The sequence below is a fragment of the Streptomyces sp. NPDC004065 genome (assembly GCF_044903565.1).
Taxonomy (GTDB): domain Bacteria; phylum Actinomycetota; class Actinomycetes; order Streptomycetales; family Streptomycetaceae; genus Streptomyces.
Map to the genome: position 1 here is coordinate 1 of NZ_JBJDQT010000041.1, position 22,674 is coordinate 22,674.

Genomic DNA, 22,674 nt, shown 5'->3' on the forward strand with positions numbered 1-22,674 from the left:
GGGTCACCGTCCCTGGGGCTCCGCCCCAGACCCCGGGCGGGGGCTGCGCCCCCTGCACCCCCCTTTGCCCCATCCGACCCGCCCGACTCGGTGGGGGGAGGAGTTGCCGTCACGGGGCTCCGCCCCGAACCCCACGCGGGGCTCCGCCCCTGCACCCCATGCGGTGCTGCACCCCATGCGGGGCTGCACCCCATGCGGTGCTGCACCCCTGCACCCCGGGCGGGGCTGCGCCCCGGACCCCATGCGGGGCTGCTCCCCTGCACCCCGGGCGGGGCTGCGCCCCATGCGGGGCTGCGCCCCATGCGGGGCTGCGCCCCATGCGGGGCTGCGCCCCATGCGGGGCTGCGCCCCTGCGCCCCGGGCGGCCCGGACGCGACGGAAGCCCCGTCAGGGAAACCCCGTCAGAAACCCAGGCGGCGCAGCTGCTTGGGGTCTCGTTGCCAGTCCTTGGCGACCTTGACGTGGAGGTCCAGGAAGACCGGGGTGCCCAGGAGGGCCTCGATCTGTTTGCGGGACTTGATGCCGACCTCCTTCAGGCGCTTGCCCTTGGGGCCGATGATGATGCCCTTCTGGCTGGGGCGCTCGATGAAGACGTTGGCGTGGATGTCCAGCAGCGGCTTGTCCGCCGGGCGGTCCTCGCGCGGCAGCATCTCCTCCACGACCACCGCGATGGAGTGGGGCAGCTCGTCCCGTACGCCCTCCAGGGCCGCCTCGCGGATCAGCTCGGCCACCATCACCTGCTCGGGCTCGTCCGTCAGGTCGCCCTCGGGGTAGAGCGCCGGGCCCTCCGGCAGCAGCGGGATCAGCAGGTCGGCCAGCAGGTCCACCTGCTTGCCCGCCGTCGCCGACACCGGCACGATCTCCGCCCAGGTGATCCCCAGCTCCTCGCCGAGCCGGTCGATCGCGATCAGCTGCTCGGCCAGCGTCTTGGGGTCCACCAGGTCGGTCTTGGTGACGATGGCGACCTTCGGGGTCTTCCTGATCCCGGCGAGTTCCTTGGCGATGAAGCGGTCGCCCGGCCCGATCTTCTGGTCGGCCGGCAGGCAGAAGCCGATCACGTCGACCTCGGCCCAGGTCGTGCGCACCACGTCGTTCAGCCGCTCGCCCAGCAGGGTGCGCGGCTTGTGCAGCCCGGGGGTGTCCACCAGGATCAGCTGGGCGTCCTCCCGGTGCACGATGCCCCGCACGGTGTGCCGGGTCGTCTGCGGCCGGTTGGAGGTGATCGCCACCTTCTGCCCGACCAGAGCGTTCGTAAGGGTGGACTTGCCCGCGTTGGGACGGCCCACGAAACACGCGAAACCGGCCCGGTGCACGGCCTCGGCGGGCTGCTCGGATGACTGGGTGCGAACGCTCATGGCGTCATTGTCCCTGATCCACCGGGCCCCGCCGCACCCCGCTCGCACCGGCCGCCCCGCGGTGAGGCCCCGGTGACGCCCGCGCGCCACGCAACGTCACCGGAACGCAGCCGTACGCGACCGGACCTCGGCGGCGGCGAGGAGCAGAAACACACCGGCCCGGACCTTACGGTGCACCCCGGGACCGCCTACGATCACGGGGCCTGGGGCACGGTGCCCCGGTCGGCGCGTCCGCCGCCGCCTCCTCCGCGCAGAAGGTCACGTCCCGGGCATGAAGCTCATCACCGCGATCGTCAAGCCGTACCGCCTCGACGAGGTGAAGACCGCCCTGCAGGACATGGGCGTGCACGGCCTGACCGTCACCGAGGCCAGCGGCTACGGCCGGCAGCGCGGCCACACGGAGGTGTACCGCGGCGCCGAGTACCGGGTCGACCTCGTGCCCAAGGTGCGCATCGAGGTGGTCGTGGACGACGCGGTCGCCGACCAGGTGATCGACGCGATCGTCGGGGCGGCGCAGACGGGGAAGATCGGCGACGGCAAGGTCTGGATGCTGCCGGTGGAGACGGTCGTCCGGGTCCGCACCGGCGAGCGCGGCCCCGACGCCCTCTGACGGGCACCGCCCGGCCCCCGGCCCAGGCCCCCGGCCCCGCCCTAGTCGGCGGTGCCCGCCGGGGCGGTCCGCCGCACCTGTCCGTCGGGCCCGGCGAGCAGCACCGGCGTCCCGGCCCCGCCGAGGTCCGCCACGGCGGCCCGGTCCCGCTCCGCGACCTCCTCGGCCTCGCTCACCACGGCCGCCGCCTCCAGCGACCGCGCGCCCGAGGCGACCGCCATCGCGACGGCGGTCTGCAGGGCGCTCAGCCGCAGCGAGGGCAGGTCCACCGACCCGGCGGCGTAGGTACGGCCGGTCTCGTCGCGTACCGCCGCGCCCTCCGGCACGCCGTTGCGGGCCCGTACGGAGCGGGCCAGGGTGACGATCTTGCGGTCCTCGGGGTCGAGCGCGTTGCTGTCGGTCATGATCCGAGCATACGGAGCCCCCGCGGGCCGCCCGGCAGCGGACGCCCGGCGCGGACGTACGGCACTGGCCGCCCGGCAGCGGACGCCCGGCCTCGGCGTCGGCTCCGGCCGCCCGGCATCCGACGCCCGGCGCGGACGTACGGCACTGGCCGCCCGGCAGCCGACGCCCGGCATCGGCTCCGGCTCCTGCTCCGGCCGCCCGGCAGCGGACGCCCGGTACTGGCCGCCCAACACCGCCCGCCCAACACCGCCCGCCCGCCCGGCCACCCGCCCGGCACGCGGTGCCGTGACCGCGCGGGTGGCGGGCCCGGCTCAGCCCGCCACCGGGTGCATCGTCCCGCGTCGCGCCTGCGGTGAGGCCAGCCATTCCAGCTTGGCCGCCGTGTCCGCCTCGTCCAGCGGGGTGTGCAGCACGATCGTCAGATCCGGCCGGGCCGGCACCTTCAGCGCCGTCGCCTCCAGGCACAGCAGCCCGGCCAGCGGATGGTCGAGCTCCTTGCGGATCTGTCCGGCGTCCTCGATGTCCCGCTCCTGCCACAGCGCGGCGAACTCCGCGCTCGCCGCCGACGCCCGCTCCAGCACGGCCTGGTAGCCCTCGTCGCCGGGGCGGCCGGAGGAGGCGGCCCGGAACTGTGCCACGACCGTGCGCGCGTTGCGCTCCCAACTCCTGCTGCGGGAGCGGTAGAGCGGGTCGGTGAAGAAGTCCACCAGACAGTTCTGGGTGATGTCCGGGCGCATGCCGAGCACCGCCGCGGCGGCGTCGTTGTACATCACGCAGTTGTAGTACACATCCATGATGTGGGCCGGATACGGCATCCAGGCGTCGATCAGCCGCCGCAGCCCCTCGCCCATCTCCCGCCGCTCCGGCGCCACTTGGGGCGGCGGCGGGTTCAGCCCGGCCAGCAGGTACAGATGCCGGCGCTCGGCGTCGCTGAGCCGCAGCACCCGGGCGACGGCGTCCAGGACCTGCGGGGAGACGGAGATGTCCCGGCCCTGCTCCAGCCACTGGTACCAGGACGCGCCCACCCCCGCGAGCACCGCGACCTCCTCGCGGCGCAGCCCGGGGGTGCGGCGCCGGGCGCCGCCGTCCGGCAGACCCGCCTCGGCCGGTGTGACCCGGGCCCGACGGCTCATCAGGAACTCGCGCAACTCGCGCAGCCGGCGGGACTTGGACAGGTCCTCGGGCACGTACGCATCCCCCCTCGCGTGCTGGCCGGTGGTGGCACCACCACCATAAGCCGCCACTCCCCACGGCTGTTCCCGCCGCCGCAGGCTCGTGCCATGGCACTCGACACCACCACCTCCTCCTCCACCGGCCCGCGAGGCCGGGACCGCGCACCGCGCGGCCGGGCCCGGCCGCCGGCCCGCGCCGGACTCGTGCTGTTCATCCTGTGCGCGGCCCAGTTCATGGTCGCCCTCGACTTCTCCGTCCTGAACGTGGCCCTGCCCGCCCTCGGCCCGGACCTCGGCCTGAGCACCTCCGCCCTGCAGTGGGCGGTCACCGCGTTCGCCCTGCCCTCGGGCGGCTTCCTGCTGCTGTTCGGCCGGATGGGCGACCTGTACGGCCGGCGCCGGCTGTTCCTCGCCGGACTGGCCCTGTTCGGCGCGGCCTCACTGCTCGCCACCCTCGCCCAGGACCCCGCGTCCTTCCTGGCCGGGCGGGCGCTGCAGGGCCTGGGCGCGGCGGCGATCGTGCCCACCGGGATGTCCCTGCTGACCACCACCTTCCCCGAGGGCCCGGCCCGGGACCGCGCCCTGAGCGTCTCCGGGACCCTGCTCTCCCTCGGCTTCACCGTCGGCATGGTGGCCGGCGGCGTCCTCACCGACGTCCTCGGCTGGCGCTCCACCATGGGCCTGCTGGCGCTGTTCGCGCTGATCGTGCTGCCGCTCGCGCCCGGCCTGCTGCCCGAGTCGCGCACCCCCGAACGGCCCCGCCTGGACGTGCCCGGCGCGGTCACCGTCACCGCGGGCCTGCTGTCCCTCATCTACGCCCTGTCGACGGCCGCCGACCGCGGCTTCGGCGGCGCGGACGTCATCGTCACGCTGGTCGCGGGCGTGCTGCTGCTGACCGTGTTCGCGGCCGTGGAGTCCCGTACCCCGCAGCCGCTGGTCTCGCTGCCCATGCTGCGCCGCCGCACGGTGGCCTGGGGCAACCTGGGCGGCCTGGTCACCTTCTCGATGATGTCGACGGTCATCTTCGTGCTGACCCTGTACCTCCAGGAGGTGCTGGGCCTGTCGGCCTTCGAGACGGGCCTGGTCTTCGGCGCCCAGGGCCTGCTGTCGGCGTTCGCCGGCCCGTACGCCGCGAAGGTGATCGGCCGCTTCGGGGCGCCCCGCACGCTGGCCGGCTCGCTCGCCGGGCAGGGCGCGCTGACCGCCGCCCTGCTGCTCCTGAACGCCCACATGTGGTCGGTCTGGCTCGCCGTGGCGGCCGTCTCCCTGGCCGGCGTGTGCCACCTGGGCGCGATCGTCTCCTACGGTCTGACGGTCACCTCCGGCGTCCCCGACGAGGAGCAGGGCCTGGCCACCGGCCTGGTCACCTCCACCCAGCAGGTCGGCGTCACCGTCGGCATCCCGCTGCTGGGCGTGCTCGCCACCACCTCCGGCGACCTGCTGTCCGGCGTCCGCACGGTGCTCGCCCTGGACGCGGCGGTCGTGCTCGTGGCGGCCGTGGCCGCCGGGCTGGGGCTGCGGGCGGGGCGGACGGCCGGGGCGGCGCGGGCGGCCTCAGGGACGGTCGAGACGGAGTCGTTCGGCGCGCGGTAGCCCGGCGACGACCAGGTCGTAGGAGTCCTCCACGAGCTCCCGGACCAGCCGGTCCGGGAGCTCCGCGTCCACCGTGACCGTGTTCCAGTGCCGCTTGTTCATGTGCCAGCCGGGGACGATCAGCCCCGGGTGGGCGCCGCGCAGCCGGATCGCGTCCTCCGGGTCGCACTTGAGGTTCACCGTCAGGGGCCGCGCCTGGAGGTCGGTCAGTGCGAACATCTTGCCCAGCACCTTGAAGACCGAGGTCCGCGGGTTGAAGGGGAAGTCCTCCACGGCCGCGTTGAACGACAGGCACAGGGCGCGCAGCTCCTGGGGCGTCACTCCGGTCCCTTCTCCTCGCCCTCCGGCGGGCCGGCCGACGGCACGGGCTCCACCAGCACCGTCACGATCTTGTTGCGGCGGCCGGCGGCGGCCTCCGCGGTCAGCCTCAGCTCCCGCCCGTCCGGCAGTACCACCACCGCGGACGCCCCGGCGATGGGGACGCGGCCGAGGGCCTTGGCGAGCAGCCCGCCGACCGTCTCCACGTCCTCGTCGTCGTACTCCTCCAGGTCGTACAGTTCGCCCAGGTCGGTGATGTCCAGGCGAGCGGTGACCCGGTGGCGGTCCTCGCCCAGCTCCTCCACGGGCGGCAGCTCCCGGTCGTACTCGTCGGTGATCTCGCCGACGATCTCCTCGAGGATGTCCTCGATGGTGACGATGCCGGCCGTGCCGCCGTACTCGTCGATGACGACGGCGACGTGGTTGCGTTCCTTCTGCATCTCGCGCAGCAGGTCGCCGGCGTTCTTGGTGTCCGGCACGAACACGGCCGGGCGCATCGCCGTGGACACCAGGTCGTTCTCGGCGTCGCGGCTGATGTGCGTGCGGCGCGCCAGGTCCTTCAGATAGACGATGCCGACGATGTCGTCCTCGCTCTCCCCGGTGACCGGGATGCGCGAGAAACCGGAGCGCAGCGCCAGGGTGAGGGCCTGCCGGATCGTCTTGTACCGCTCGATGACGACGAGGTCGGTGCGCGGCACCATCACCTCGCGCACGAGGGTGTCGCCGAGTTCGAAGACCGAGTGCACCATGCGGCGCTCCTCGTCCTCGATCAGCGACTCCTGCTCGGCCAGGTCGACCAGCGCGCGCAGTTCCGCCTCGGAGGCGAACGGGCCGCGGCGGAACCCCTTGCCGGGGGTGAGCGCGTTGCCGATGAGGATCAGCAGCGACGGGATCGGCCCCATGATCCGTGCCAGCGGCAGCAGGACGTACGCGGCGGCCGTCGCCGTGTTCAGCGGGTGCTGGCGGCCGATGGTGCGCGGGGAGACACCGACGGCGACGTACGACACCAGCACCATGACGCCGATGGCGACCAGCAGGGCCTGCCAGGTGGCGGCGAACTCCTGCAGGCAGGCGTACGTCACCAGGGCCGCGGCCGCCATCTCGCAGGTGACCCGGACCAGCAGGGCCACGTTCAGATAGCGGGTGGGGTCGGCGGCGACCTGCGCGAGCCGGGCGCTGCCGCGCCGGCCCGACTTCACGGCCTCCTCGGCCCGGAAGCTGGAGATCCGCGCCACGCCCGCCTCCGCGCAGGCGGCCAGCCACGCGACCACGACCAGGGCGATCGCCCCGACGACGATCTGCGGACTCATGGGCGGCTCACGAGACGGTCGGCGCCGGGGAGGGGCCCTCCAGGCCCCGCTCCGCGCGCCAGCCGTCCACGATCGCGGCCTGGAGGCCGAACATCTCGGCCTTCTCGTCCGGCTCCTCGTGGTCGTAGCCGAGCAGGTGCAGCACTCCGTGGACGGTGAGCAGCTGGAGCTCCTCGTCCATGGAGTGCCGGGTCTCCGCCTCGGCGCCCTGCTTGGCGGCGACCTCCGGGCACAGCACGATGTCGCCGAGCAGACCCTGCGGGGGCTCGTCGTCGTCCTTCGACGGCGGCCTCAGCTCGTCCATCGGGAAGGACATGACATCCGTGGGCCCCGGCAGGTCCATCCACTGGATGTGCAGCTGCTCCATGGCGTCGGCGTCCACGACGATCACCGAGAGCTCGGAGAGCGGGTGGATGCGCATCCGCGCGAGCGCGTAGCGGGCGATGTCGAGGATCGCCTGCTCGTCGACCTCGGTGCCGGACTCGTTGTTGACGTCGATCGACATGGTCGTGCTGGTCTACTTCCCCTTGTGCCCGTGGCCGGCTCTGCCGTGACCGCCGGCGCTCCGGGGAGCGCCGCCGTTCTCGGTGCCGTGCTCGCTGTCGTACTTCTCGTACGCGTCGACGATACGGCCCACGAGCTTGTGCCGGACGACGTCGTGCGACGATAGCCGGGAGAAATGGACGTCCTCGACGCCGTCCAGGATGTCCTGCACCTGCCGCAGACCGCTCTTGGTGCCGCCCGGCAGGTCCACCTGCGTCACGTCACCGGTGATCACGATCTTGGAGTCGAAGCCCAGCCGGGTCAGGAACATCTTCATCTGCTCCGGGCTGGTGTTCTGCGCCTCGTCCAGGATGATGAAGGCGTCATTGAGGGTACGGCCACGCATGTACGCCAGCGGTGCGACCTCGATCGTGCCCGCCGCCATCAGGCGCGGGATCGAGTCCGGGTCGATCATGTCGTGCAGCGCGTCGTACAGCGGGCGCAGATAGGGGTCGATCTTCTCGTAGAGCGTGCCGGGCAGGAAGCCGAGCCGCTCTCCGGCCTCGACGGCCGGGCGGGTCAGGATGATCCGGTTGACCTGCTTGGACTGCAGGGCCTGCACGGCCTTGGCCATGGCCAGGTAGGTCTTGCCGGTGCCGGCGGGGCCGATGCCGAAGACGACCGTGTGCTTGTCGATCGCGTCGACGTACCGCTTCTGGTTGAGCGTCTTGGGGCGGATGGTGCGGCCGCGCGAGGACAGGATGTTCTGCGTGAGCACCTCGGCCGGGGTCTCGTGGCCGTCGCTCTCCCCCCTCTCGCTCGCCTTCAGCATGGCGATCGAGCGTTCCACTGCGTCCTCCGTCATCGGCTGCCCGGTGCGGAGCACCAGCATCATCTCGTCGAACACGCGCTGGATCATGGCGACGTCCACCGGGTCGCCGACCGCGCTGATCTCATTGCCCCGGACGTGGATGTCGGCCCCCGGGAAGGCCTTCTCGATCACGCGCAGGAGGGAGTCGCCGGAACCCAGGACGGTCACCATGGGGTGCTGGGCGGGGACGGTGAACTGTGCTCTGGCCTGCCCCTGCGCGGGGGTGTTGGCTGCGGGTGTCTGAGTCATGGGCCGGCGCTTAAGGCCTGCGTGTCCTCCTCGTCACGGCCGCACGGCTGAGGGCGGCCTCGCGCTTCCCAGGGTACGACGGGGCGGTGACAACGCCCCAGGACTTTTCGGCGGCCCCGCCCGCCACCGCGCACCGGTCAGCGCTCGCGGTGCTGGGCGCGCAGGGCGTCGCGGAACCAGTGGTAGGACGCCTTCGGGGTGCGTTCGAGGGTGTCGTGGTCGACGTGGACCAGGCCGAAGCGGCGGGTGTAGCCCTCCGCCCACTCCCAGTTGTCCAGCAGCGTCCAGACGAAGTAGCCCCGCACGTCCACGCCGGCCTCGACCGCCCGGTGCAGGGCGCGGATGTGGCCGTCCAGGTAGGCGATGCGGTCGGTGTCCTCCAGGCCCTCGTAGGAGCAGCCGTTCTCGGTGACGATCACGGGCGGGAGCCGGTCGCCGTAGCGGGCGCGGAAGCCGGTGAGCAGTTCGGTCAGCCCCTCGGGGACCACCGGCCAGCCGAAGTCGGTGACCGGGCGGCCCTCGACGGGGTGCAGGGAGAAGGGCAGCCCGGCGGGCAGCGCCACCCCGCCGAACTCGGTCCCGGCGGGGTGCGGCGCGCCCACCCGGGTGGGGGCGTAGTAGTTCACGCCGTACCAGTCCAGCGGCTCGGCGATGACCTCCAGGTCGGCCTCGACGCCCCCGGGGCCGGCCGGCATCAGCTCGCCCAGCCCGGCCGGGTACGCGCCGAGCAGCAGCGGCTCCGCGAACAGCCGGTTGAGCAGCACGTCGTAGAAGTCCGCCGCCTCGACGTCCGCCTGCCCGTCCGAGGCCGGCCAGGTCGGGCCGTGGGAGTTGGCGATGCCGACGTCGGCGGCGCCGGCCGCGCGCAGGGCGCGTACCGCGAGGCCGTGGGCGAGGAGCTGGTGGTGGGCGGCCGGCAGGGCGTCGAACAGCAGCATTTTGCCCGGCGCGTGCACGCCCAGGGCGTGGCCGAGCAGGGTGTGCTCGGCGGGCTCGTTGAGGGTGATCCACGTGCCCACCCGGTCGCCCAGGCGCCCGGCGACCGCCGCCACGTGGTCGGCGAAACGCGCGGCGGTGTCCCGGTCCAGCCAGTCCAGCTCCGCCGGCAGGTCCCAGTGGAAGAGGGTGGGGACCGGGCGGACACCGGCCGCGCACACCTCGTCGACCAGCCGGTCGTAGAAGCCGAGGCCGCCGGGGGAGTTCACCCGGGGCCAGGACACGGAGAAGCGGTACGCGTCCACGCCGAGGCCGGCCAGGAGCGCCACGTCCTCGGTGTGGCGGTGGTAGTGGTCGCAGGCCACCGCCGCCGTGGAGCCGTCCCTGATCCGGCCCGGCTCGGCCGCGAAGGCGTCCCACACGGACGGCGCGCGCTCACCGGCCGCCCCCTCGATCTGGTGGGCCGACGTGGACACGCCCCACAGGAAGCCGGCCGGGAACCGGGGGAGCGGGGCGTCCGCGGCGCCCGGGTCCGCGCCCGGTTCCGTGGGCCTCGGGTTCGCGCCCGTGCCCGTGCCGGCGCCCCTGTCCGCGCCCGTGCTCGTCTGCGGGGGCGTGCTGCTGCCCGTACCCGTACCCGCCCCGGTGCCCGCGCCTGCGTCAGTCGCCATGCGCGGATCATCCGTACCCGCGGTAACGGAAGTCAACGCCCCGGCGGCAGGCGGACGTCACGCTCGGGACGTACGCACCGGACGCCCCGCTCCGGACGCCAGGCGCCGACCGTCACGCTCCGGCCGTCACGCCTCGGGCGGCCTCACGCCCCCTCCTTCAGCACCCGGGTGATCAGCTCGCGCTGGTCCCCGGTCAGCCGGGGATCGGCGGCGTAGACCGTCCTGCCGTCCACGGTGATCTCGTAGCTGAACCCGTCCGGCACCCCGGCCGGCCGCGTGCCGTGTCCGGCGGCCAGGGCGCGCTCGGCCAGGGCGCGCCACTCGGGGGCATCGGGCCGCCCCGAGGTGTCGACCTCGGCGCGGCGCTCGATGCCCGCGAATCCTCCCGTACGCCTCACTCGAATCCGCATGGGTCCGTGTCTAGTACGGAATCGTCCGGAACCCCAGCGTCCACGGTCACCGCGGCGCTACAGCGTCCGTACTCCGACCTGTTCCCACCCCTTGCGCACCGCCTGGAGCTCCTCGCCCGCGCCGTAGCGCTCCCGGGCCGCCTGCACGGTGAGGGTGGCGAAGTCCGCGAAGAGCGCGTCCTCCTTCAGCCCGCCGCCGGTCAGCACGTCGTACCAGATCTGCCCGGCCTTCTCCCAGGCGTGGCCGCCGAGCGCGGTGGCGGCCAGGTAGAAGGCGTGGTTGGGGATGCCGGAGTTGATGTGCACGCCGCCGTTGTCGCTGCCGGTGCGGACGTAGTCGTCCATGGTGGCCGGCTGGGGGTCCTTGCCCAGTACGTCGTCGTCGTAGGCGGTGCCGGGGGCCTTCATGGAGCGCAGTGCGATGCCGGTGACGCGCGGGGCGAGCAGCCCGGCGCCGATCAGCCAGTCGGCCTCGGCGGCGGTCTGGCCGAGGGCGTACTGCTTGATCAGCGAGCCGAAGACGTCGGAGAGCGACTCGTTGAGCGCGCCGGACTGGCCGTAGTACGTCAGGTTCGCGGTGTGCTGGGTGACGCCGTGGGTCAGCTCGTGGCCGATGACGTCGACCGGGATGGTGAAGTCGAGGAAGATCTCGCCGTCGCCGTCGCCGAACACCATCTGCTCGCCGTTCCAGAAGGCGTTGTTGTACTTCTCGTCGTAGTGCACCGTGGCGTCCAGCGGCAGGCCGGCGCCGTCGATCGAGTCGCGCCCGTAGGCCGTGAGATACAGCTCGAAGGTGGCGCCGAGGCCGGAGTAGGCCCGGTTGACGGTGGCGTCCTTGCCGGGCTGCTGCCCCTCGCCACGGACCTTCCTGCCGGGCAGCTCGGTGCCGTGCCGGGCGTCGTAGACCGTGCGGTGCGGCTGTTCGTCCTGCTTGCCCGGCGGGGCGGCGACGGCGGGCGCGCCGATGACGGTGGTCAGCCGGCGGTGGGTGCGCTCGAAGGCGTCGCGTTCCAGGGTGCGGCGCGCGGGGTGGGCGAGCGCGGGGTCCTCGTGGCGCGCGAGGCGGTCGAGGACGTGGGGCGGCACGATGGTGCAGAAGACGGGCTCGAAGCCCCCGTTGGTCGTCATGCCCGGCACCTTTGCACTGTGTTACGTGCTTGTCACTACCTGCAACCATGATTGGTGAAATATCGGGGCAAGCGCCCCTTCGCCTCGTCACCGGTGGTAGGGGCGCGCGACGGCCGCACGACGGCCGAGTGGCGGCCGCATGACGACCGCACGACGGCCGAGTGGCGGCCGAGTGACGGCTGTACGGCGGCCGTGCGGCGGCCGCGGCGTGACCGCGGAGCGACCGCGAGGTGGCGGCCGTGCCGCGTGACCTCGCACACTGTTCGTCCGTTTCGGTCCGGTACATCCCTCTGGTTTCGCATACTGGAACAGGCCCGCGCGTCCGGCGCGGCTCGGCTAGGCTGCGGAGCACCATGCTTTTCGGGCTGCTTCTCCTTAGCTGCCGCGGCGAGGGCCTGTAGTCGTAGGCCGACCCCCTCCCCGCGGAGTCTGGCGTTGCGCCGTCGGCCGTCCTTCCGGCACCCGCGCCACTCGCGGAACTCTCGAGGAGCCCACGCAACCATGGCGAACCGCCAGCAGCCCAGTTCCATGCCGATCCACAAGTACGGCCGCTACGAGCAGGTCGACATCCCCGACCGCACCTGGCCGGACAAGCGGATCACCGTCGCCCCCCGCTGGCTCTCCACCGACCTGCGCGACGGCAACCAGGCCCTGATCGACCCGATGTCGCCCGAGCGCAAGCGCCGGATGTTCGACCAGCTGGTCCGGATGGGCTACAAGGAGATCGAGGTCGGCTTCCCCGCCTCCGGCCAGACCGACTTCGACTTCGTGCGCTCCATCATCGAGGAGGAGGGCGCGATCCCCGAGGACGTCACGATCTCCGTGCTGACCCAGGCCCGCGAGGACCTGATCGAGCGGACCGTGGAGTCCCTGAAGGGCGCCCGCCGCGCCACCGTCCACCTCTACAACGCCACCGCCCCGGTCTTCCGCCGGGTCGTCTTCCGCGGCTCCCGGGACGACATCAAGCAGATCGCCGTCGACGGCACCCGCCTGGTGATGGAGTACGGCGAGAAGCTGCTGGGTCCCGAGACCGAGTTCGGCTACCAGTACAGCCCGGAGATCTTCACCGACACCGAGCTGGACTTCGCGCTGGAGGTCTGCGAGGCGGTGATGGACGTCTACCAGCCGGGCCCGGACCGCGAGATCATCCTGAACCTGCCCGCCACCGTCGAGCGCTCCACCCCGTCCACGCACGCGGACCGCTTCGAGTGGATGCACCGCAACCTGTCCCGCCGCGAGTACGTCTGCCTGTCCGTGCACCCGCACAACGACCGCGGCACGGCGGTGGCGGCGGCCGAGCTGGCGCTGATGGCCGGCGCCGACCGCATCGAGGGCTGCCTGTTCGGCCAGGGCGAGCGCACCGGCAACGTCGACCTGGTCACCCTGGGCATGAACCTGTTCTCGCAGGGCGTCGACCCGCAGATCGACTTCTCCGACATCGACGAGATCCGCCGTACGTGGGAGTACTGCAACCAGATGGAGGTCCACCCGCGCCACCCGTACGTGGGCGACCTGGTCTACACGTCCTTCTCCGGCTCCCACCAGGACGCCATCAAGAAGGGCTTCGACGCGATGGAGGCCGACGCCAAGGCCAAGGGCGTCACGGTGGACGACCTGGAGTGGGCGGTGCCGTACCTGCCGATCGACCCGAAGGACGTCGGCCGCTCCTACGAGGCCGTCATCCGGGTCAACTCGCAGTCCGGCAAGGGCGGTGTCTCCTACGTCCTGAAGAACGACCACAAGCTGGACCTGCCGCGCCGGATGCAGATCGAGTTCTCGAAGATCATCCAGGCGAAGACCGACGCCGAGGGCGGCGAGATCACGCCGAAGGAGATCTGGGCGGTCTTCCAGGACGAGTACCTGCCCAACCCGGACAACCCCTGGGGCCGCATCCAGGTCAGGACCGGCCAGTCGACCACCGACACCGACGGCGTGGACACCCTCACCGTCGAGGCGACGGTCGACGGCGAGGACACCGTCCTGACCGGCTCGGGCAACGGTCCGATCTCGGCCTTCTTCGACGCCCTGCAGTCCATCGGCGTCGACGTACGCCTGCTGGACTACCAGGAGCACACGATGAGCGAGGGCGCCTCCGCGCAGGCCGCCTCCTACATCGAATGCGCGATCGGCGACAAGGTCCTGTGGGGAATCGGCATCGATGCGAACACGACACGTGCGTCGCTGAAGGCGGTCGTCTCGGCCGTCAACCGCGCGACCCGCTGACCCCCTCCGACCGGCACTTTTCCGGGCCCCGGCCGCCTTTTCGGGCGGCCGGGGCCCCGTCGTATACCGGCCATGCGGGCAGGGAGGTCACGGAAAGGTCTCTTCCGGGGTACTGACGCCGCCTCACCGCTGTGGCTAACATCACGCCAGCGCGGCGATGTTGCCGCGGGGTTACGGAGGTGCGACGTGCTGCCAGTACGGGGACGAAACGGCCGTGCCGTCCGGCTTGCCCGCATGCTGGGCACCCGCACCGCGTGGACACCCGTGGGCGACGGCGAGTTCTACTGCCCCGGCTGCGGCGGCGACCGCAACTACCAGCGGCTCAGCGGCCGCCGTCGCTTCACCGTCCTCGGCGTGCCCCTGCTGCCGCGCGGGGTGACCGGACCGGTCGTCGAGTGCGCGGCCTGCCGCGCCCACTTCGGCACGGACGTCCTGGACCACCCCACCACCTCCCGCTTCTCCGCGATGCTGCGCGACGCCGTGCACACCGTGGCGCTGGCGGTGCTCTCCGCGGGCGGCACCTGCTCGCGTACGGCGCTGGAGACCGCCGCCGTCGCGGTCCGCGCGGCCGGCTCCGCCGACTGCACCGAGGAGCGGCTGGCCGCCCTGGTGGAGGCGCTGGCCGCGGACACCGGCCGGGTCTACGACGACCAGCCGTGCGTGGCGGGCCTGGCCATAGAGCTGCACGAGGCCCTCGACCCGCTGGCCCCGCACCTCGCCCCGGCCGGCCGCGAGTCCATCCTCCTCCAGGCCGCCCGCATCGCCCTGGCCGACGGCCCCTACACCCCCGCCGAGCACGACGCCCTCACCACGGTCGGCGCCGCCCTGACCATCCGCGCCGACGACGTCACCCGCCTCCTGGCGGCGGCCCGGACGCCGTCCTGAGGCGCGTTGCGCGCGCGTGACCGACGCCCGGCGCCGCGGGGCCTGACTCCAAGACGCTGTCACCGCCTCCTGCGCCGCTGTCCTCGTTCGGGTGAACGCCGCCGGCTGCGCCTTCCTCACCGACCGACGCGAGGTTTAGTGAATGCTAAACGGGCGATCTCGTTGGCCGAGCGCCGTACGCGGAATACCTGGCTGATCGGAAGGAGGAGTCGGGGAAGTGAGCGGATACAGCGCGTGGTCGGCCGTCGGTGGCCACCGTGAACGTGCGGAAGGGCTGGCCGGCGGCCGGGACGCCTTTCTTCAGGGGGCCGAGCGCTTGCTGGCCGAAGCCCGGGCGTGGCGGCTGGTCGAGATGCGCAAGGAGCGTGGGTACACCCAAGCGCAGGTGGCCGAACGCATGGGCGTGAGCAAGGGCCGTGTCTCACAGATCGAGAACGGTCAGGCTTCCGGCACCGACGTCGTGGCCCGCTACGTCGAGGCGCTGGGAGGGAATCTGATGGTGGTCGCGGTCTTCGACGACGGGGAGTTGCGCAAGGTCGGCTGAGACTGTTCCACGGTGGCCGTGCCGGGCGGCGGTCAGAGGAGTTCGGCTGCGGCCAGGAGTCTGGCGATCTGCTGGGTTTCCTCGTGCGACAGGGGGATCTGGGGGTCCGCCGTGGCCGGGCAGTCGATGATGCCGCGCAGGTGGAGGGCCGTCTTGAAGGCGCCCAGCGCGGAGGAGCCAGCGCCCATCCGGGCCGGGTCGCCCGCGCGGGTGATGGCGAACAGCGCGCACAGCCGCTCCTGCTCGGCGCGGGCGCCGTCCCAGTCCCCGGCGCGCGCGAGGCGGTACAGCCGCACGTAGCCGTGCGGGTCGACGTTGGCCAGCCCCGGCACCGCCCCGTCGGCGCCCACGGCGAGGGCGGCGTCGGTGATCAGCTCCGAGCCGGTGAGCACGCTGAAGGCGGCGGTCTCGGGGTGGGCCCTGAGCCCGGTGACGACCTCCCGGAAGCCGCCCAGGTCCCCGCTGGAGTCCTTCAGCCCCGCCAGCACGCCCTCGGCGGCCAGCTGCAGGACCAGGGCGGCCGGGAGCCGGGCGGGCACGGAGACCGGGATGTCGTAGGCCAGCACCGGGACCGGGCTGCCGGCCGCGACCCGCCGGTAGTGGCGGGCGATCTCCGCCGGGTGCGCGGCACGGGCGTAGAACGGCGCGGTGACGACGACGGCCTGCGCGCCCGCCGCGGTGACCGCCGCGACGTGTTCGAGCACCCGGGCGGTCGCCATGTCGATCGCCCCGGCGAGCACGGGCAGCTGTCCGCCCACGTACCCCACCACGGCCTCCACCACCTGCCGCCGCTGCCGGTCCGTCAGATACGCCGCCTCGGACGTCGACCCCAGCACGAACAGCCCGTGCACCCCGCCCTCCACCAGATGCTCGACCAGCCGCAGCAGGGACGGCACATCCACCTCCCGCTCCTCGGTGAGCGGCGTGCACACGGGCGGGACGACACCGGTGAGCGGGGCGGCGAAGGTCATGGGAGGGCTCCCTGGGGGTGGCGGTTCGCTGCAGATGCCTTGTAGTGCTCTGTATAGCCGCCGCACCACTGCGCCGCGTGTCACGCAATGCCTCGATTTCGACAGCCAGTACGACCATGTCGCGCAGGTGCGCGCAGTACGCGGCGGCGTACGCGTCACCGATCGCCGCAAGCACCGCCTCGAACACCCCCGGCAGCCCCCTCAGCCCCGCCCGACGCAGCGCATCCAGCGGACCCTCGAGGACGCCGGAGACGTAACCGCAGGCATCCGCATCGAGCGACACCATGTCCCGGCCCTCGACGTCCCGCCCCCGGAACCCCGCGGGGAAAGGCCTGGCCATGTGCTCGGCCGCCATCCGCGACAACGCGGCGAGCTGGTCCTCGACGATGCGGGGCGGGCGTGCGGTCACCTTTGCCTCACCTCGATACGGAACTCGGCGAACAGTCGCAACAGCGACGTCATGAATCGCTCTCCGAGGGCCCGGCGGGAGTGGGGGAAGTGTGCCCATTCGATGCGGAACGCGGGAGCCGCGCGGCTCCCGCGGAGGCAGTCGTCGAGCGCGTCGAGGTTGGACCCGAAGTAGCCTCCGGGGCCGTTGACGGCCTCGCCGAGTGCGCAGTAGAAGCCGGCCCCGGTGGTGAGGAGGCGGCCGTCGAGGGTGACGGTTTCGTCGGTCCCGTAGCGCGCGGCGCGGTGGCCGCCGGTGAACCAGGCGTTCTGCACGACGTGCAGCCAGCTCTCGTGCCAGTCGACCGGGTGTCGGGCCCATTCCCCGTAGGGAAGCGGCTCCGCCGACGCCCACCGCCGCCAGATCTCCCCTGCTCGGGGGTACGCGCAGGTGTAGCCCTGGAGGGTGAGGTGTCCGTCCGGGGCGGACGGGGTGAGGCGCGCGCGCCCCAGGTAGTACTCGCCGATGGGCTCGCCCTGGTGGTCCAGGACTTGGAGCAGCGCCGTCTCCGTGCGCCGGACGCGGGCATCGCATGACTGCACACCCGCGAGCATGAGTGTCTGCTGCGTGTCCAGGTCCTCGGCGATGAAGAAGCCACGCAGGTCGTCGGCTGTCAGCAGGACATCCTGGGTCTCCTGGTCGATGAGGCGGTAGGGGAGTGAGGGCAGGGGCTGCTGTTCGGTGGGCAATTCGGTCGGTCCATTCCTGGCATCGCCAATTTCGCGACTGCTCGCAACGCGGCGCCCTCGCCGAGCCCGGGCTCGGCGAGGGCGGCCCTCATGGATGCGGATGTGTCAGGCTGCGCCTGGCGCGGCTGCTAGGAGTGCGAAGGTCCCAGTTCGAGGAACTGCCGATACACCAGGTCGAGCAGCGCCGCGTAGGCGTGTTGCGAGCGGGCGACCGCCTGGTCGGGAGACGACACCGTTTCGCCGAGCCGGTCGATCCGCTGCATCAGCTCCTGGAGCATCGCGAGGACGTCGACCGGCGCAGGCTTGAAAATCCCGCGCTCCACGAATCGGATGACCGTCGTCACGTACTCGTCGGCTTCCGCGAGATCGCTGTGCGCCAGGATCAGTTCCCTGCTTGATCCGCTCCGGGGGAACGGCAGGTTGCGCCAGAGAGCGTAGGCGTCCATGAAAGTGAGCATGTTGTTCTCCCGGCTCCTAGTGCGCTTCGTCGTACCAGAAGGAGACGACCCGTCCGTCCGGTCCGATGATTCCGCCCATGCTCCCGGAGGCGGCGGCCTCGTCGGCGCTGGTCTGGGCCTGGTCGGCGGACTTCTTGGCGTCGTCGGCGTACTTGCCCGCCTGGTCGGCGTTCTTCTTGGCCTCGGCCGCCGCCTTGTTGGCCTCGTCCTTGGCGTTCTTCGCCGTCGCGGCGGCCTTCGCGGCCAGCCAGCTGTCCTTGCGGGCGGAGGCCGCGATGCCGTCGGCCTCGTCGAGCAGCCGCTGCATCTGCGCCGCGTGGGTCCGGGCGAGTTTGTCCTTGCGGTCGGCCATGTACTGGCCGACCTCGATGAACGCGTGGAGCTGGTCGGCGGGCCCGGACAGGGCGATCTTCGCGGCCGCCTGGGTCTCCGGGCCGCCGTCGTTGACCAGCTTGGAGGCCTGGACCCGCTCGTCCTGGTTGCGGGCCTGGTACTGGCCGCCGTTCAGGAACTCCCGCATCGCCTTCGGGCTGCCGTCGGCCAGCGCCGCCTTGGACGCCTCCTTCACGGCCGGGCCGCCGGCGTTGTTGATCCGGGAGACCAGCACCCGGTAGTCCGCGGTGGCCACCGTGTACTGGCCGCTGGTGCAGAAGTCGCGGATCTGCTCGTCGCCGCCCGCCAGCGCCTGCGCCGCACCGGTGCGGACGCTCTCGTAGGGGCTGCTCTGGGCGAGGTCCGACACCTGCTGGCGGGTCTCGTCCGTCTCCGCCCGTCGCGCACCGGTGCGCAGGTACTCCAGGACCGCGTCGTCGTCACCGGCGAGGGCCCGGGCGGCGGCCTCCTGCCGCCAGGCGCCGTACTGCTTCAGCGCCCGCAGCGCCACCGCGCGGCCCTTGGCGGCGACGGCCTTGGTGTCGGCCCCGGGCCGGCCGGCCTGTCGGCCCCGGGCCGGCCGGCCTCGGCCGCCAGTTCGTCGGTGTCCTCACCGATCCTCTTGTCCTCCAGGGCGACCTGCGCCAACTGGGAGGTGAAGGCGTCGGCGGCGTCCTTCTGCGACCGGGCGGTCTCCATCGCCGCGTTGGTGCGCGTCGCGAGGTCCTCCGCCTCCGTCCTGCGGGCGACGTTGGCTACTACACGGGCGGCTCCGCGGGCGGCACGCGCCACATGGACCTGATCGTCGTCTGGGACGACGGCGAGGTCACGCTCTACCAGGGCGGCGACGGCGACGACCCCGCCCACCCCTTCACCGCCGAGCACCAGCTCGCCAAGCCCAAGAGCATCTGGGACAAGGCCCTGGCCGTCACCGGCGTCGGCACCGGCACCGGCAGCGGCGGTGCCGGACTCGTCGTGCGGTGGGTCGACGGCGAGATGGCCCTGTACACCTCCGTGGACGCCAAGGGCTTCCACGGCGAGAAGCAGCTCGCCCCGCCCAAGTCGGCCGCCTGGCGGGACGACGCCCGCCTCCTGGTCGCCGGCCGCTTCACCCCCGGCGGCCGGCGCGACGACCTGCTGGTGGACTGGAAGGACGGCCATGTCTCCGTCTTCACCGACCTCACCGTCAACGGCCTGAAGAAGCAGACCCAGCTCGTCGCCAAGAACACCGCCTGGACCTACGCCGACCAGCTCACCACCGGCTCCTTCACCGGCAAGGGCACCGACGACCTCGTGGTGCGCTGGCGCGACGGCGAGACGACCCTCTACCCGGGCCTCACCGCCGGCAAGGCCCTGCCCGGCGAGATCAAGGTCCGGCCCGCCAAGTCCAACTGGGCCGACGCCACCGTCGTCACCGCCGGCGCCTTCACCGCCAACGGCGCCGCCGACGACCTCCTCGTCCGCTGGGCCGACGGGCACGTCTCCCTCTTCCCCGCCGTGGACGCCAAGGGCCTGCACGCCGAAGTCCGGCTGGCGCCCGCGAGTTGACGTTAGCCTCGTCGCATGACGGGACGGCTCGAAGCACTGTGGGACCTGCGGGACACCGGTGTACTGCGGCTGCCCTCCGGGCGGCTGGTGCGCGGGCGGGGGCTGCGGCGGCCGCTCGCGGACGGGGCGCCGGTCCCCGCGTACGGGGTGTATCTGCTCGGGAAGGAGCCCCCCGCCGTCCCCTGGGAGTCCCGCTGGCTGCGCTGGCCGGACTTCCGGCTGCCCGCCGACCGTGAGGAGGCCCGCTCCGTGCTCCTGGAGGTGTGGGAGCGGGCCGCCTCCGAGCGGGTCGAGGTCGCCTGCGGGGGCGGGCGGGGCCGCACCGGTACGGCGCTGGCCTGCCTCGCGGTGCTGGACGGCGTGCCGCCGGGCGAGGCGGTCGCCTATGTGCGTGAGCACTACGACCCCCGTGCCGTGGAGACGCCCTGGCAGAAGCGGTACGTACGCCACTTCCCGCCCCACGGGACCCCGGGCGGCCGGTAAATCCACTGCGCCGCACCGGGCCCGCCGCCTACCCTGGGCGCATGACCTGGCGACATTGATCCCGTGATCCGGCCCCTGCCGCGCCCGGCACCCGGCGACTGGCCGCGGTGCTGTACGGCTACGCCTTCCTCGGCGACTTCGTGCCGCTCTACCCGGTGTACGCGCTGCTGTTCAGCGACACCGGGCTGTCGTCCTGGGAGATCTCCTCCCTGTTCGCCCTCTGGTCGGCCACCGGCGTGGTCCTGGAAGTGCCCTCCGGCGCCTGGGCCGACGCCGTGTCCCGGCGACTGCTGCTGGCCCTCGGCCCGCTGTTCACCGCGGCCGGGTTCGCCCTGTGGGTGCTCCTGCCCTCCTACGGCTCCTTCGCGCTCGGCTTCCTCCTCTGGGGCGCCGGCGGAGCGCTCGGCTCCGGTGCGCTGGAGGCCCTCGCGTACGACGAACTCGGCGCCCTCGGCGCGGCCGACCGCTACGCCCACGTCATGGGCCGGGTCCGCGCGGCCGGTCTGGTGGGCGTGGTGGCGGCGATGGGCCTGGCCGGTCCCGTGTTCTCCCTGGGCGGCTACCCGGCCGTCGGCGCGGCCAGTGTGCTCGCCTGTCTGCTGGCGGCGGCGACGGCCACCCGGCTCCCGGAACACCGTACGCCCCCCGACCCGGGCGACGAGGGCTGGGCGCGGACGCTGCGGGCCGGATGGGCCGAGGCGCGCGCCGACCGGTCCGTGCGCGGGGCCCTGCTGCTGGTCCCGGCCGTGGGCGCGGTGTGGGGCGCGCTGGACGAGTACACCCCGCTGCTGGTGCGGGCCACCGGCGTCCCCGACGGAACCGTGCCCTACCTGCTCCTGCTGATCTGGGCCGGTGCCACGGCCGGCGGCCTGCTGTCCGGCGCGTGCGCCCGCCTGGGCCGGACCGGACTCGCCGCCCTGCCGGCGGGCGCCGCGCTCGCCCTGGCCGCGGGCGCCGCGCTGCGCACCCCGGCCGGACTGCCGCTGGTGGCCCTCGCCTTCGGCGGCTTCCAGCTGGCGACCGTGCTGGCCGACGCCCGGCTCCAGGACCGTATCGACGACGCACGCCGGGCCACCCTCACCTCGGTCGCGAGCCTCGGCACGGATCTGGCGACGATGGCGGTGTACGGCGCGTACGCCGCGGTTGGCTCGGCCACCTCGCACGCCGCCGCCTTCACCTGGGCGGCCCTGCCGTACCTGGTGACGGCCCTGTTGGTACGGGGGAGGGGGAGCGGGCGCCGGGACCGCCGGGACTAGAGACCGGCCGTCCCCACGGCGCCCACGAACTCGGCCCAGGCCGCGCCCCCGATCACCAGCACATCACCGTCCGGCACCTTGCTGTCCCGGACGGGGACGACACCGGGGAAGTCGTGGGCGACCTCCACGCAGTTGCCGCCGTTGCCGTCGCTGTGGCTGCTCTTGTGCCAGCGGGCGGCGCCGGGGAAGTCGTGGGCGACCTCCACGCAGTCGCCACCGTTGCCGTCGCTGTAGCTGCTCTTGTGCCAGCGGGCGGCGCCGGGGAAGTCGTGCGCGACCTCCACGCAGCTGCCCCCGTTGCCGTCGCTGTAACTGCTCTTGCGCCAGCGGGCGTTGCTCAGGTCGTACTCGGGCATGGTCTGAAGTCCTCCGCCGCCGATTCGATCAGAGCCAGGGACGCCTCAGGCGACAGCGCGGCGGCCCTGATCTGATCGTATGCCGCACGGGAGCGCTTGACCACGGCCGGATCGTCCAGCAAGTTCCCCGAATACACCGCTTCTGTATAGGCGGTTGGCGGTGCGTCATCGAACTCCATAAGTACGAGCATCCCGTTCATCAGGGCATACGCCGCCGCCGCGTACGGCAGCACCTGGACCCGCACCGTCCGTTGCCGTGCCAGTCGTGCGACGTGTTCCAACTGCTCCGCCATGGCCCCCGGTCCGCCCACCGGGATGCGCAGCACGTTCTCGTGCAGCACCACCCAGTACAGGGGGCGCGTGGCGTCCTTGAGGATGCGGGCGCGGTCCAGACGGCCGGACACCTTCTCGTCGATGTACTCGTCCGCCGCGAACGGGTTCGTCGCCACGGTCACCGCCCACGCGTACGCCCGTGTCTGCAGCAGTCCCGGAACCAGCGCGGGCGCGAACTCGTAGATCTCCGTCGCCAGCGATTCCAGTTCCGCCGCCCGCGCGAAATACTCCGCATACCGCGGATCGTCAATCAGCTTCCTGCACAGCCGCTCGAAAATACCGTCGGTTTGCAGTACCTCGTCGATGCGCTGGGCCACATCGAGCTGGGGCTTCCTGATCGCCTGTTCGAACTGGCCGATGTAGCCGCCGGAGACGAACACCCGCGCACCCAGCTCCACCTGCGTCAACCCCGCGTCCTCGCGCCGCCGCTTGAGTTCCGCGCCGAAGAACTCCCACGCCGCCTGACGTGAACCGTTGGCCATTACCAACCCCCTTTTGCTGCCGTGCCGTTGTAGGGCCCGAAAGGGCCCGAAACCCTTCCGACTCTAGACGCGGAACGTCACCGTGGAGATACGAACGGTGAAGAACGGTGCGGGA

At 72.6% G+C, this 22,674-nt stretch carries 25 protein-coding genes; 8 read left to right on the top strand and 17 right to left on the bottom strand.

Features of this window, described 5'->3' with window-relative positions:
- Positions 1-401 precede the first annotated feature (401 nt).
- On the bottom strand, positions 402-1,355 hold the full coding sequence (era, locus tag ACI2LW_RS31080; protein ID WP_404734589.1) for a GTPase Era: 954 nt from the start codon (positions 1,353-1,355) through the stop codon (positions 402-404).
- Positions 1,356-1,626: 271 nt separating this feature from the next.
- On the opposite strand from era, the gene ACI2LW_RS31085 reads away from it, so the two are divergent.
- Positions 1,627-1,965 carry a P-II family nitrogen regulator gene (locus tag ACI2LW_RS31085; protein ID WP_404734590.1) on the top strand — a complete coding sequence of 113 codons (339 nt, stop codon included), beginning with the start codon at positions 1,627-1,629 and terminating at the stop codon, positions 1,963-1,965.
- 41 nt (positions 1,966-2,006) lie between these two features.
- On the opposite strand, the gene ACI2LW_RS31090 is transcribed toward ACI2LW_RS31085, so the two are convergent.
- Both ACI2LW_RS31090 and ACI2LW_RS31095 read right to left on the bottom strand, forming a co-directional pair.
- On the bottom strand, positions 2,007-2,369 hold the full coding sequence (locus ACI2LW_RS31090) for a cytidine deaminase (protein ID WP_404734591.1): 363 nt from the start codon (positions 2,367-2,369) through the stop codon (positions 2,007-2,009).
- Positions 2,370-2,681: 312 nt separating this feature from the next.
- Positions 2,682-3,503 (bottom strand): helix-turn-helix transcriptional regulator, encoded by an 822-nt coding sequence (locus ACI2LW_RS31095; protein WP_404734633.1) that lies wholly within the window; start codon positions 3,501-3,503, stop codon positions 2,682-2,684.
- Between the two features lie 147 nt (positions 3,504-3,650).
- Between ACI2LW_RS31095 and ACI2LW_RS31100 the strand changes: the two genes are divergently transcribed.
- Positions 3,651-5,135, top strand: a complete 1,485-nt coding sequence (locus tag ACI2LW_RS31100) for an MFS transporter (protein ID WP_404734592.1) — start codon at positions 3,651-3,653, stop codon at positions 5,133-5,135.
- Here ACI2LW_RS31100 and ACI2LW_RS31105 read toward each other — a convergent pair.
- The 7 genes from ACI2LW_RS31105 to ACI2LW_RS31135 form a co-directional block, all read right to left on the bottom strand.
- Positions 5,097-5,456, bottom strand: coding sequence for an MmcQ/YjbR family DNA-binding protein (locus tag ACI2LW_RS31105; protein WP_404734593.1), 360 nt, complete (start codon positions 5,454-5,456; stop codon positions 5,097-5,099). The two genes, ACI2LW_RS31100 and ACI2LW_RS31105, sit on opposite strands and share 39 nt — an antisense overlap.
- Positions 5,453-6,763 (bottom strand): hemolysin family protein, encoded by a 1,311-nt coding sequence (locus tag ACI2LW_RS31110; RefSeq protein WP_404734594.1) that lies wholly within the window; start codon positions 6,761-6,763, stop codon positions 5,453-5,455. The genes ACI2LW_RS31105 and ACI2LW_RS31110 overlap by 4 nt, the downstream gene beginning before the upstream one ends.
- Before the next feature lie 7 nt (positions 6,764-6,770).
- Positions 6,771-7,268, bottom strand: a complete 498-nt coding sequence (ybeY, locus tag ACI2LW_RS31115) for an rRNA maturation RNase YbeY (protein ID WP_404734595.1) — start codon at positions 7,266-7,268, stop codon at positions 6,771-6,773.
- Between the two features lie 12 nt (positions 7,269-7,280).
- On the bottom strand, positions 7,281-8,366 hold the full coding sequence (locus ACI2LW_RS31120; protein WP_404734596.1) for a PhoH family protein: 1,086 nt from the start codon (positions 8,364-8,366) through the stop codon (positions 7,281-7,283).
- Positions 8,367-8,503: 137 nt separating this feature from the next.
- Complete coding sequence (locus ACI2LW_RS31125) at positions 8,504-9,973, bottom strand: GH1 family beta-glucosidase (RefSeq protein ID WP_404734597.1); 1,470 nt, start codon at positions 9,971-9,973, stop codon at positions 8,504-8,506.
- 143 nt (positions 9,974-10,116) lie between these two features.
- On the bottom strand, positions 10,117-10,383 hold the full coding sequence (locus tag ACI2LW_RS31130) for a protealysin inhibitor emfourin (RefSeq protein ID WP_404734598.1): 267 nt from the start codon (positions 10,381-10,383) through the stop codon (positions 10,117-10,119).
- 57 nt (positions 10,384-10,440) lie between these two features.
- Positions 10,441-11,511, bottom strand: a complete 1,071-nt coding sequence (locus ACI2LW_RS31135) for a M4 family metallopeptidase (RefSeq protein ID WP_404734599.1) — start codon at positions 11,509-11,511, stop codon at positions 10,441-10,443.
- Between the two features lie 501 nt (positions 11,512-12,012).
- Here ACI2LW_RS31135 and leuA point away from each other — a divergent pair.
- From leuA to ACI2LW_RS31150, 3 genes are all read left to right on the top strand, one after another.
- Complete coding sequence (leuA, locus tag ACI2LW_RS31140) at positions 12,013-13,734, top strand: 2-isopropylmalate synthase (protein ID WP_404734600.1); 1,722 nt, start codon at positions 12,013-12,015, stop codon at positions 13,732-13,734.
- 186 nt (positions 13,735-13,920) lie between these two features.
- The gene (locus ACI2LW_RS31145; RefSeq protein ID WP_404734601.1) at positions 13,921-14,619 is read left to right on the top strand and encodes a TerB family tellurite resistance protein; all 699 of its coding nucleotides are present in this window, start codon (positions 13,921-13,923) and stop codon (positions 14,617-14,619) included.
- 217 nt (positions 14,620-14,836) lie between these two features.
- On the top strand, positions 14,837-15,163 hold the full coding sequence (locus ACI2LW_RS31150) for a helix-turn-helix domain-containing protein (protein ID WP_404734602.1): 327 nt from the start codon (positions 14,837-14,839) through the stop codon (positions 15,161-15,163).
- Between the two features lie 32 nt (positions 15,164-15,195).
- On the opposite strand, the gene ACI2LW_RS31155 is transcribed toward ACI2LW_RS31150, so the two are convergent.
- The 5 genes from ACI2LW_RS31155 to ACI2LW_RS31175 form a co-directional block, all read right to left on the bottom strand.
- Positions 15,196-16,134, bottom strand: a complete 939-nt coding sequence (locus ACI2LW_RS31155; RefSeq protein WP_404734603.1) for a dihydrodipicolinate synthase family protein — start codon at positions 16,132-16,134, stop codon at positions 15,196-15,198.
- 405 nt (positions 16,135-16,539) lie between these two features.
- Positions 16,540-17,271: a barstar family protein gene (locus ACI2LW_RS31160; protein WP_404734604.1), complete on the bottom strand. Its 732-nt coding sequence runs from the start codon at positions 17,269-17,271 to the stop codon at positions 16,540-16,542.
- 128 nt (positions 17,272-17,399) lie between these two features.
- Positions 17,400-17,717 carry a hypothetical protein gene (locus ACI2LW_RS31165; RefSeq protein WP_404734605.1) on the bottom strand — a complete coding sequence of 106 codons (318 nt, stop codon included), beginning with the start codon at positions 17,715-17,717 and terminating at the stop codon, positions 17,400-17,402.
- Between the two features lie 28 nt (positions 17,718-17,745).
- Positions 17,746-18,612, bottom strand: coding sequence for an ALF repeat-containing protein (locus ACI2LW_RS31170; protein WP_404734606.1), 867 nt, complete (start codon positions 18,610-18,612; stop codon positions 17,746-17,748).
- Positions 18,594-18,893, bottom strand: coding sequence for a hypothetical protein (locus ACI2LW_RS31175; RefSeq protein ID WP_404734607.1), 300 nt, complete (start codon positions 18,891-18,893; stop codon positions 18,594-18,596). The genes ACI2LW_RS31170 and ACI2LW_RS31175 overlap by 19 nt, the downstream gene beginning before the upstream one ends.
- On the opposite strand from ACI2LW_RS31175, the gene ACI2LW_RS31180 reads away from it, so the two are divergent.
- From ACI2LW_RS31180 to ACI2LW_RS31190, 3 genes are all read left to right on the top strand, one after another.
- A complete protein-coding gene (locus ACI2LW_RS31180; RefSeq protein WP_404734608.1) occupies positions 18,894-19,649 on the top strand; it encodes a hypothetical protein in 756 nt (251 codons plus the stop codon).
- 15 nt (positions 19,650-19,664) lie between these two features.
- A complete protein-coding gene (locus tag ACI2LW_RS31185) occupies positions 19,665-20,132 on the top strand; it encodes a protein phosphatase (RefSeq protein WP_404734609.1) in 468 nt (155 codons plus the stop codon).
- Positions 20,133-20,239: 107 nt separating this feature from the next.
- Entirely contained in the window at positions 20,240-21,388 is a 1,149-nt protein-coding gene (locus ACI2LW_RS31190; RefSeq protein ID WP_404734610.1) for an MFS transporter, read from the top strand.
- Here the strand turns inward: ACI2LW_RS31190 and ACI2LW_RS31195 are convergent.
- Positions 21,385-21,744 (bottom strand): DUF397 domain-containing protein, encoded by a 360-nt coding sequence (locus tag ACI2LW_RS31195; protein ID WP_404734611.1) that lies wholly within the window; start codon positions 21,742-21,744, stop codon positions 21,385-21,387. The genes ACI2LW_RS31190 and ACI2LW_RS31195 overlap by 4 nt on opposite strands.
- Positions 21,726-22,559 carry a Scr1 family TA system antitoxin-like transcriptional regulator gene (locus ACI2LW_RS31200; protein ID WP_404734612.1) on the bottom strand — a complete coding sequence of 278 codons (834 nt, stop codon included), beginning with the start codon at positions 22,557-22,559 and terminating at the stop codon, positions 21,726-21,728. The genes ACI2LW_RS31195 and ACI2LW_RS31200 overlap by 19 nt, the downstream gene beginning before the upstream one ends.
- Positions 22,560-22,674 lie beyond the last annotated feature (115 nt).

What these genes read in the sequence shown, in the direction of transcription:
- era (WP_404734589.1), bottom strand. Translation starts at nt 1,355, where the DNA reads ATGAGCGTTCGCACCCAGTCATCCGAGCAGCCCGCCGAGGCCGTGCAC.
- ACI2LW_RS31085 (WP_404734590.1), top strand. Translation starts at nt 1,627, where the DNA reads ATGAAGCTCATCACCGCGATCGTCAAGCCGTACCGCCTCGACGAGGTG.
- ACI2LW_RS31090 (WP_404734591.1), bottom strand. Translation starts at nt 2,369, where the DNA reads ATGACCGACAGCAACGCGCTCGACCCCGAGGACCGCAAGATCGTCACC.
- ACI2LW_RS31095 (WP_404734633.1), bottom strand. Translation starts at nt 3,503, where the DNA reads ATGAGCCGTCGGGCCCGGGTCACACCGGCCGAGGCGGGTCTGCCGGAC.
- ACI2LW_RS31100 (WP_404734592.1), top strand. Translation starts at nt 3,651, where the DNA reads ATGGCACTCGACACCACCACCTCCTCCTCCACCGGCCCGCGAGGCCGG.
- ACI2LW_RS31110 (WP_404734594.1), bottom strand. Translation starts at nt 6,763, where the DNA reads ATGAGTCCGCAGATCGTCGTCGGGGCGATCGCCCTGGTCGTGGTCGCG.
- ybeY (WP_404734595.1), bottom strand. Translation starts at nt 7,268, where the DNA reads ATGTCGATCGACGTCAACAACGAGTCCGGCACCGAGGTCGACGAGCAG.
- ACI2LW_RS31120 (WP_404734596.1), bottom strand. Translation starts at nt 8,366, where the DNA reads ATGACTCAGACACCCGCAGCCAACACCCCCGCGCAGGGGCAGGCCAGA.
- ACI2LW_RS31125 (WP_404734597.1), bottom strand. Translation starts at nt 9,973, where the DNA reads ATGGCGACTGACGCAGGCGCGGGCACCGGGGCGGGTACGGGTACGGGC.
- ACI2LW_RS31130 (WP_404734598.1), bottom strand. Translation starts at nt 10,383, where the DNA reads ATGCGGATTCGAGTGAGGCGTACGGGAGGATTCGCGGGCATCGAGCGC.
- ACI2LW_RS31135 (WP_404734599.1), bottom strand. Translation starts at nt 11,511, where the DNA reads ATGACGACCAACGGGGGCTTCGAGCCCGTCTTCTGCACCATCGTGCCG.
- leuA (WP_404734600.1), top strand. Translation starts at nt 12,013, where the DNA reads ATGGCGAACCGCCAGCAGCCCAGTTCCATGCCGATCCACAAGTACGGC.
- ACI2LW_RS31155 (WP_404734603.1), bottom strand. Translation starts at nt 16,134, where the DNA reads ATGACCTTCGCCGCCCCGCTCACCGGTGTCGTCCCGCCCGTGTGCACG.
- ACI2LW_RS31165 (WP_404734605.1), bottom strand. Translation starts at nt 17,717, where the DNA reads ATGGACGCCTACGCTCTCTGGCGCAACCTGCCGTTCCCCCGGAGCGGA.
- ACI2LW_RS31180 (WP_404734608.1), top strand. Translation starts at nt 18,894, where the DNA reads ATGGACCTGATCGTCGTCTGGGACGACGGCGAGGTCACGCTCTACCAG.
- ACI2LW_RS31185 (WP_404734609.1), top strand. Translation starts at nt 19,665, where the DNA reads ATGACGGGACGGCTCGAAGCACTGTGGGACCTGCGGGACACCGGTGTA.
- ACI2LW_RS31195 (WP_404734611.1), bottom strand. Translation starts at nt 21,744, where the DNA reads ATGCCCGAGTACGACCTGAGCAACGCCCGCTGGCGCAAGAGCAGTTAC.
- ACI2LW_RS31200 (WP_404734612.1), bottom strand. Translation starts at nt 22,559, where the DNA reads ATGGCCAACGGTTCACGTCAGGCGGCGTGGGAGTTCTTCGGCGCGGAA.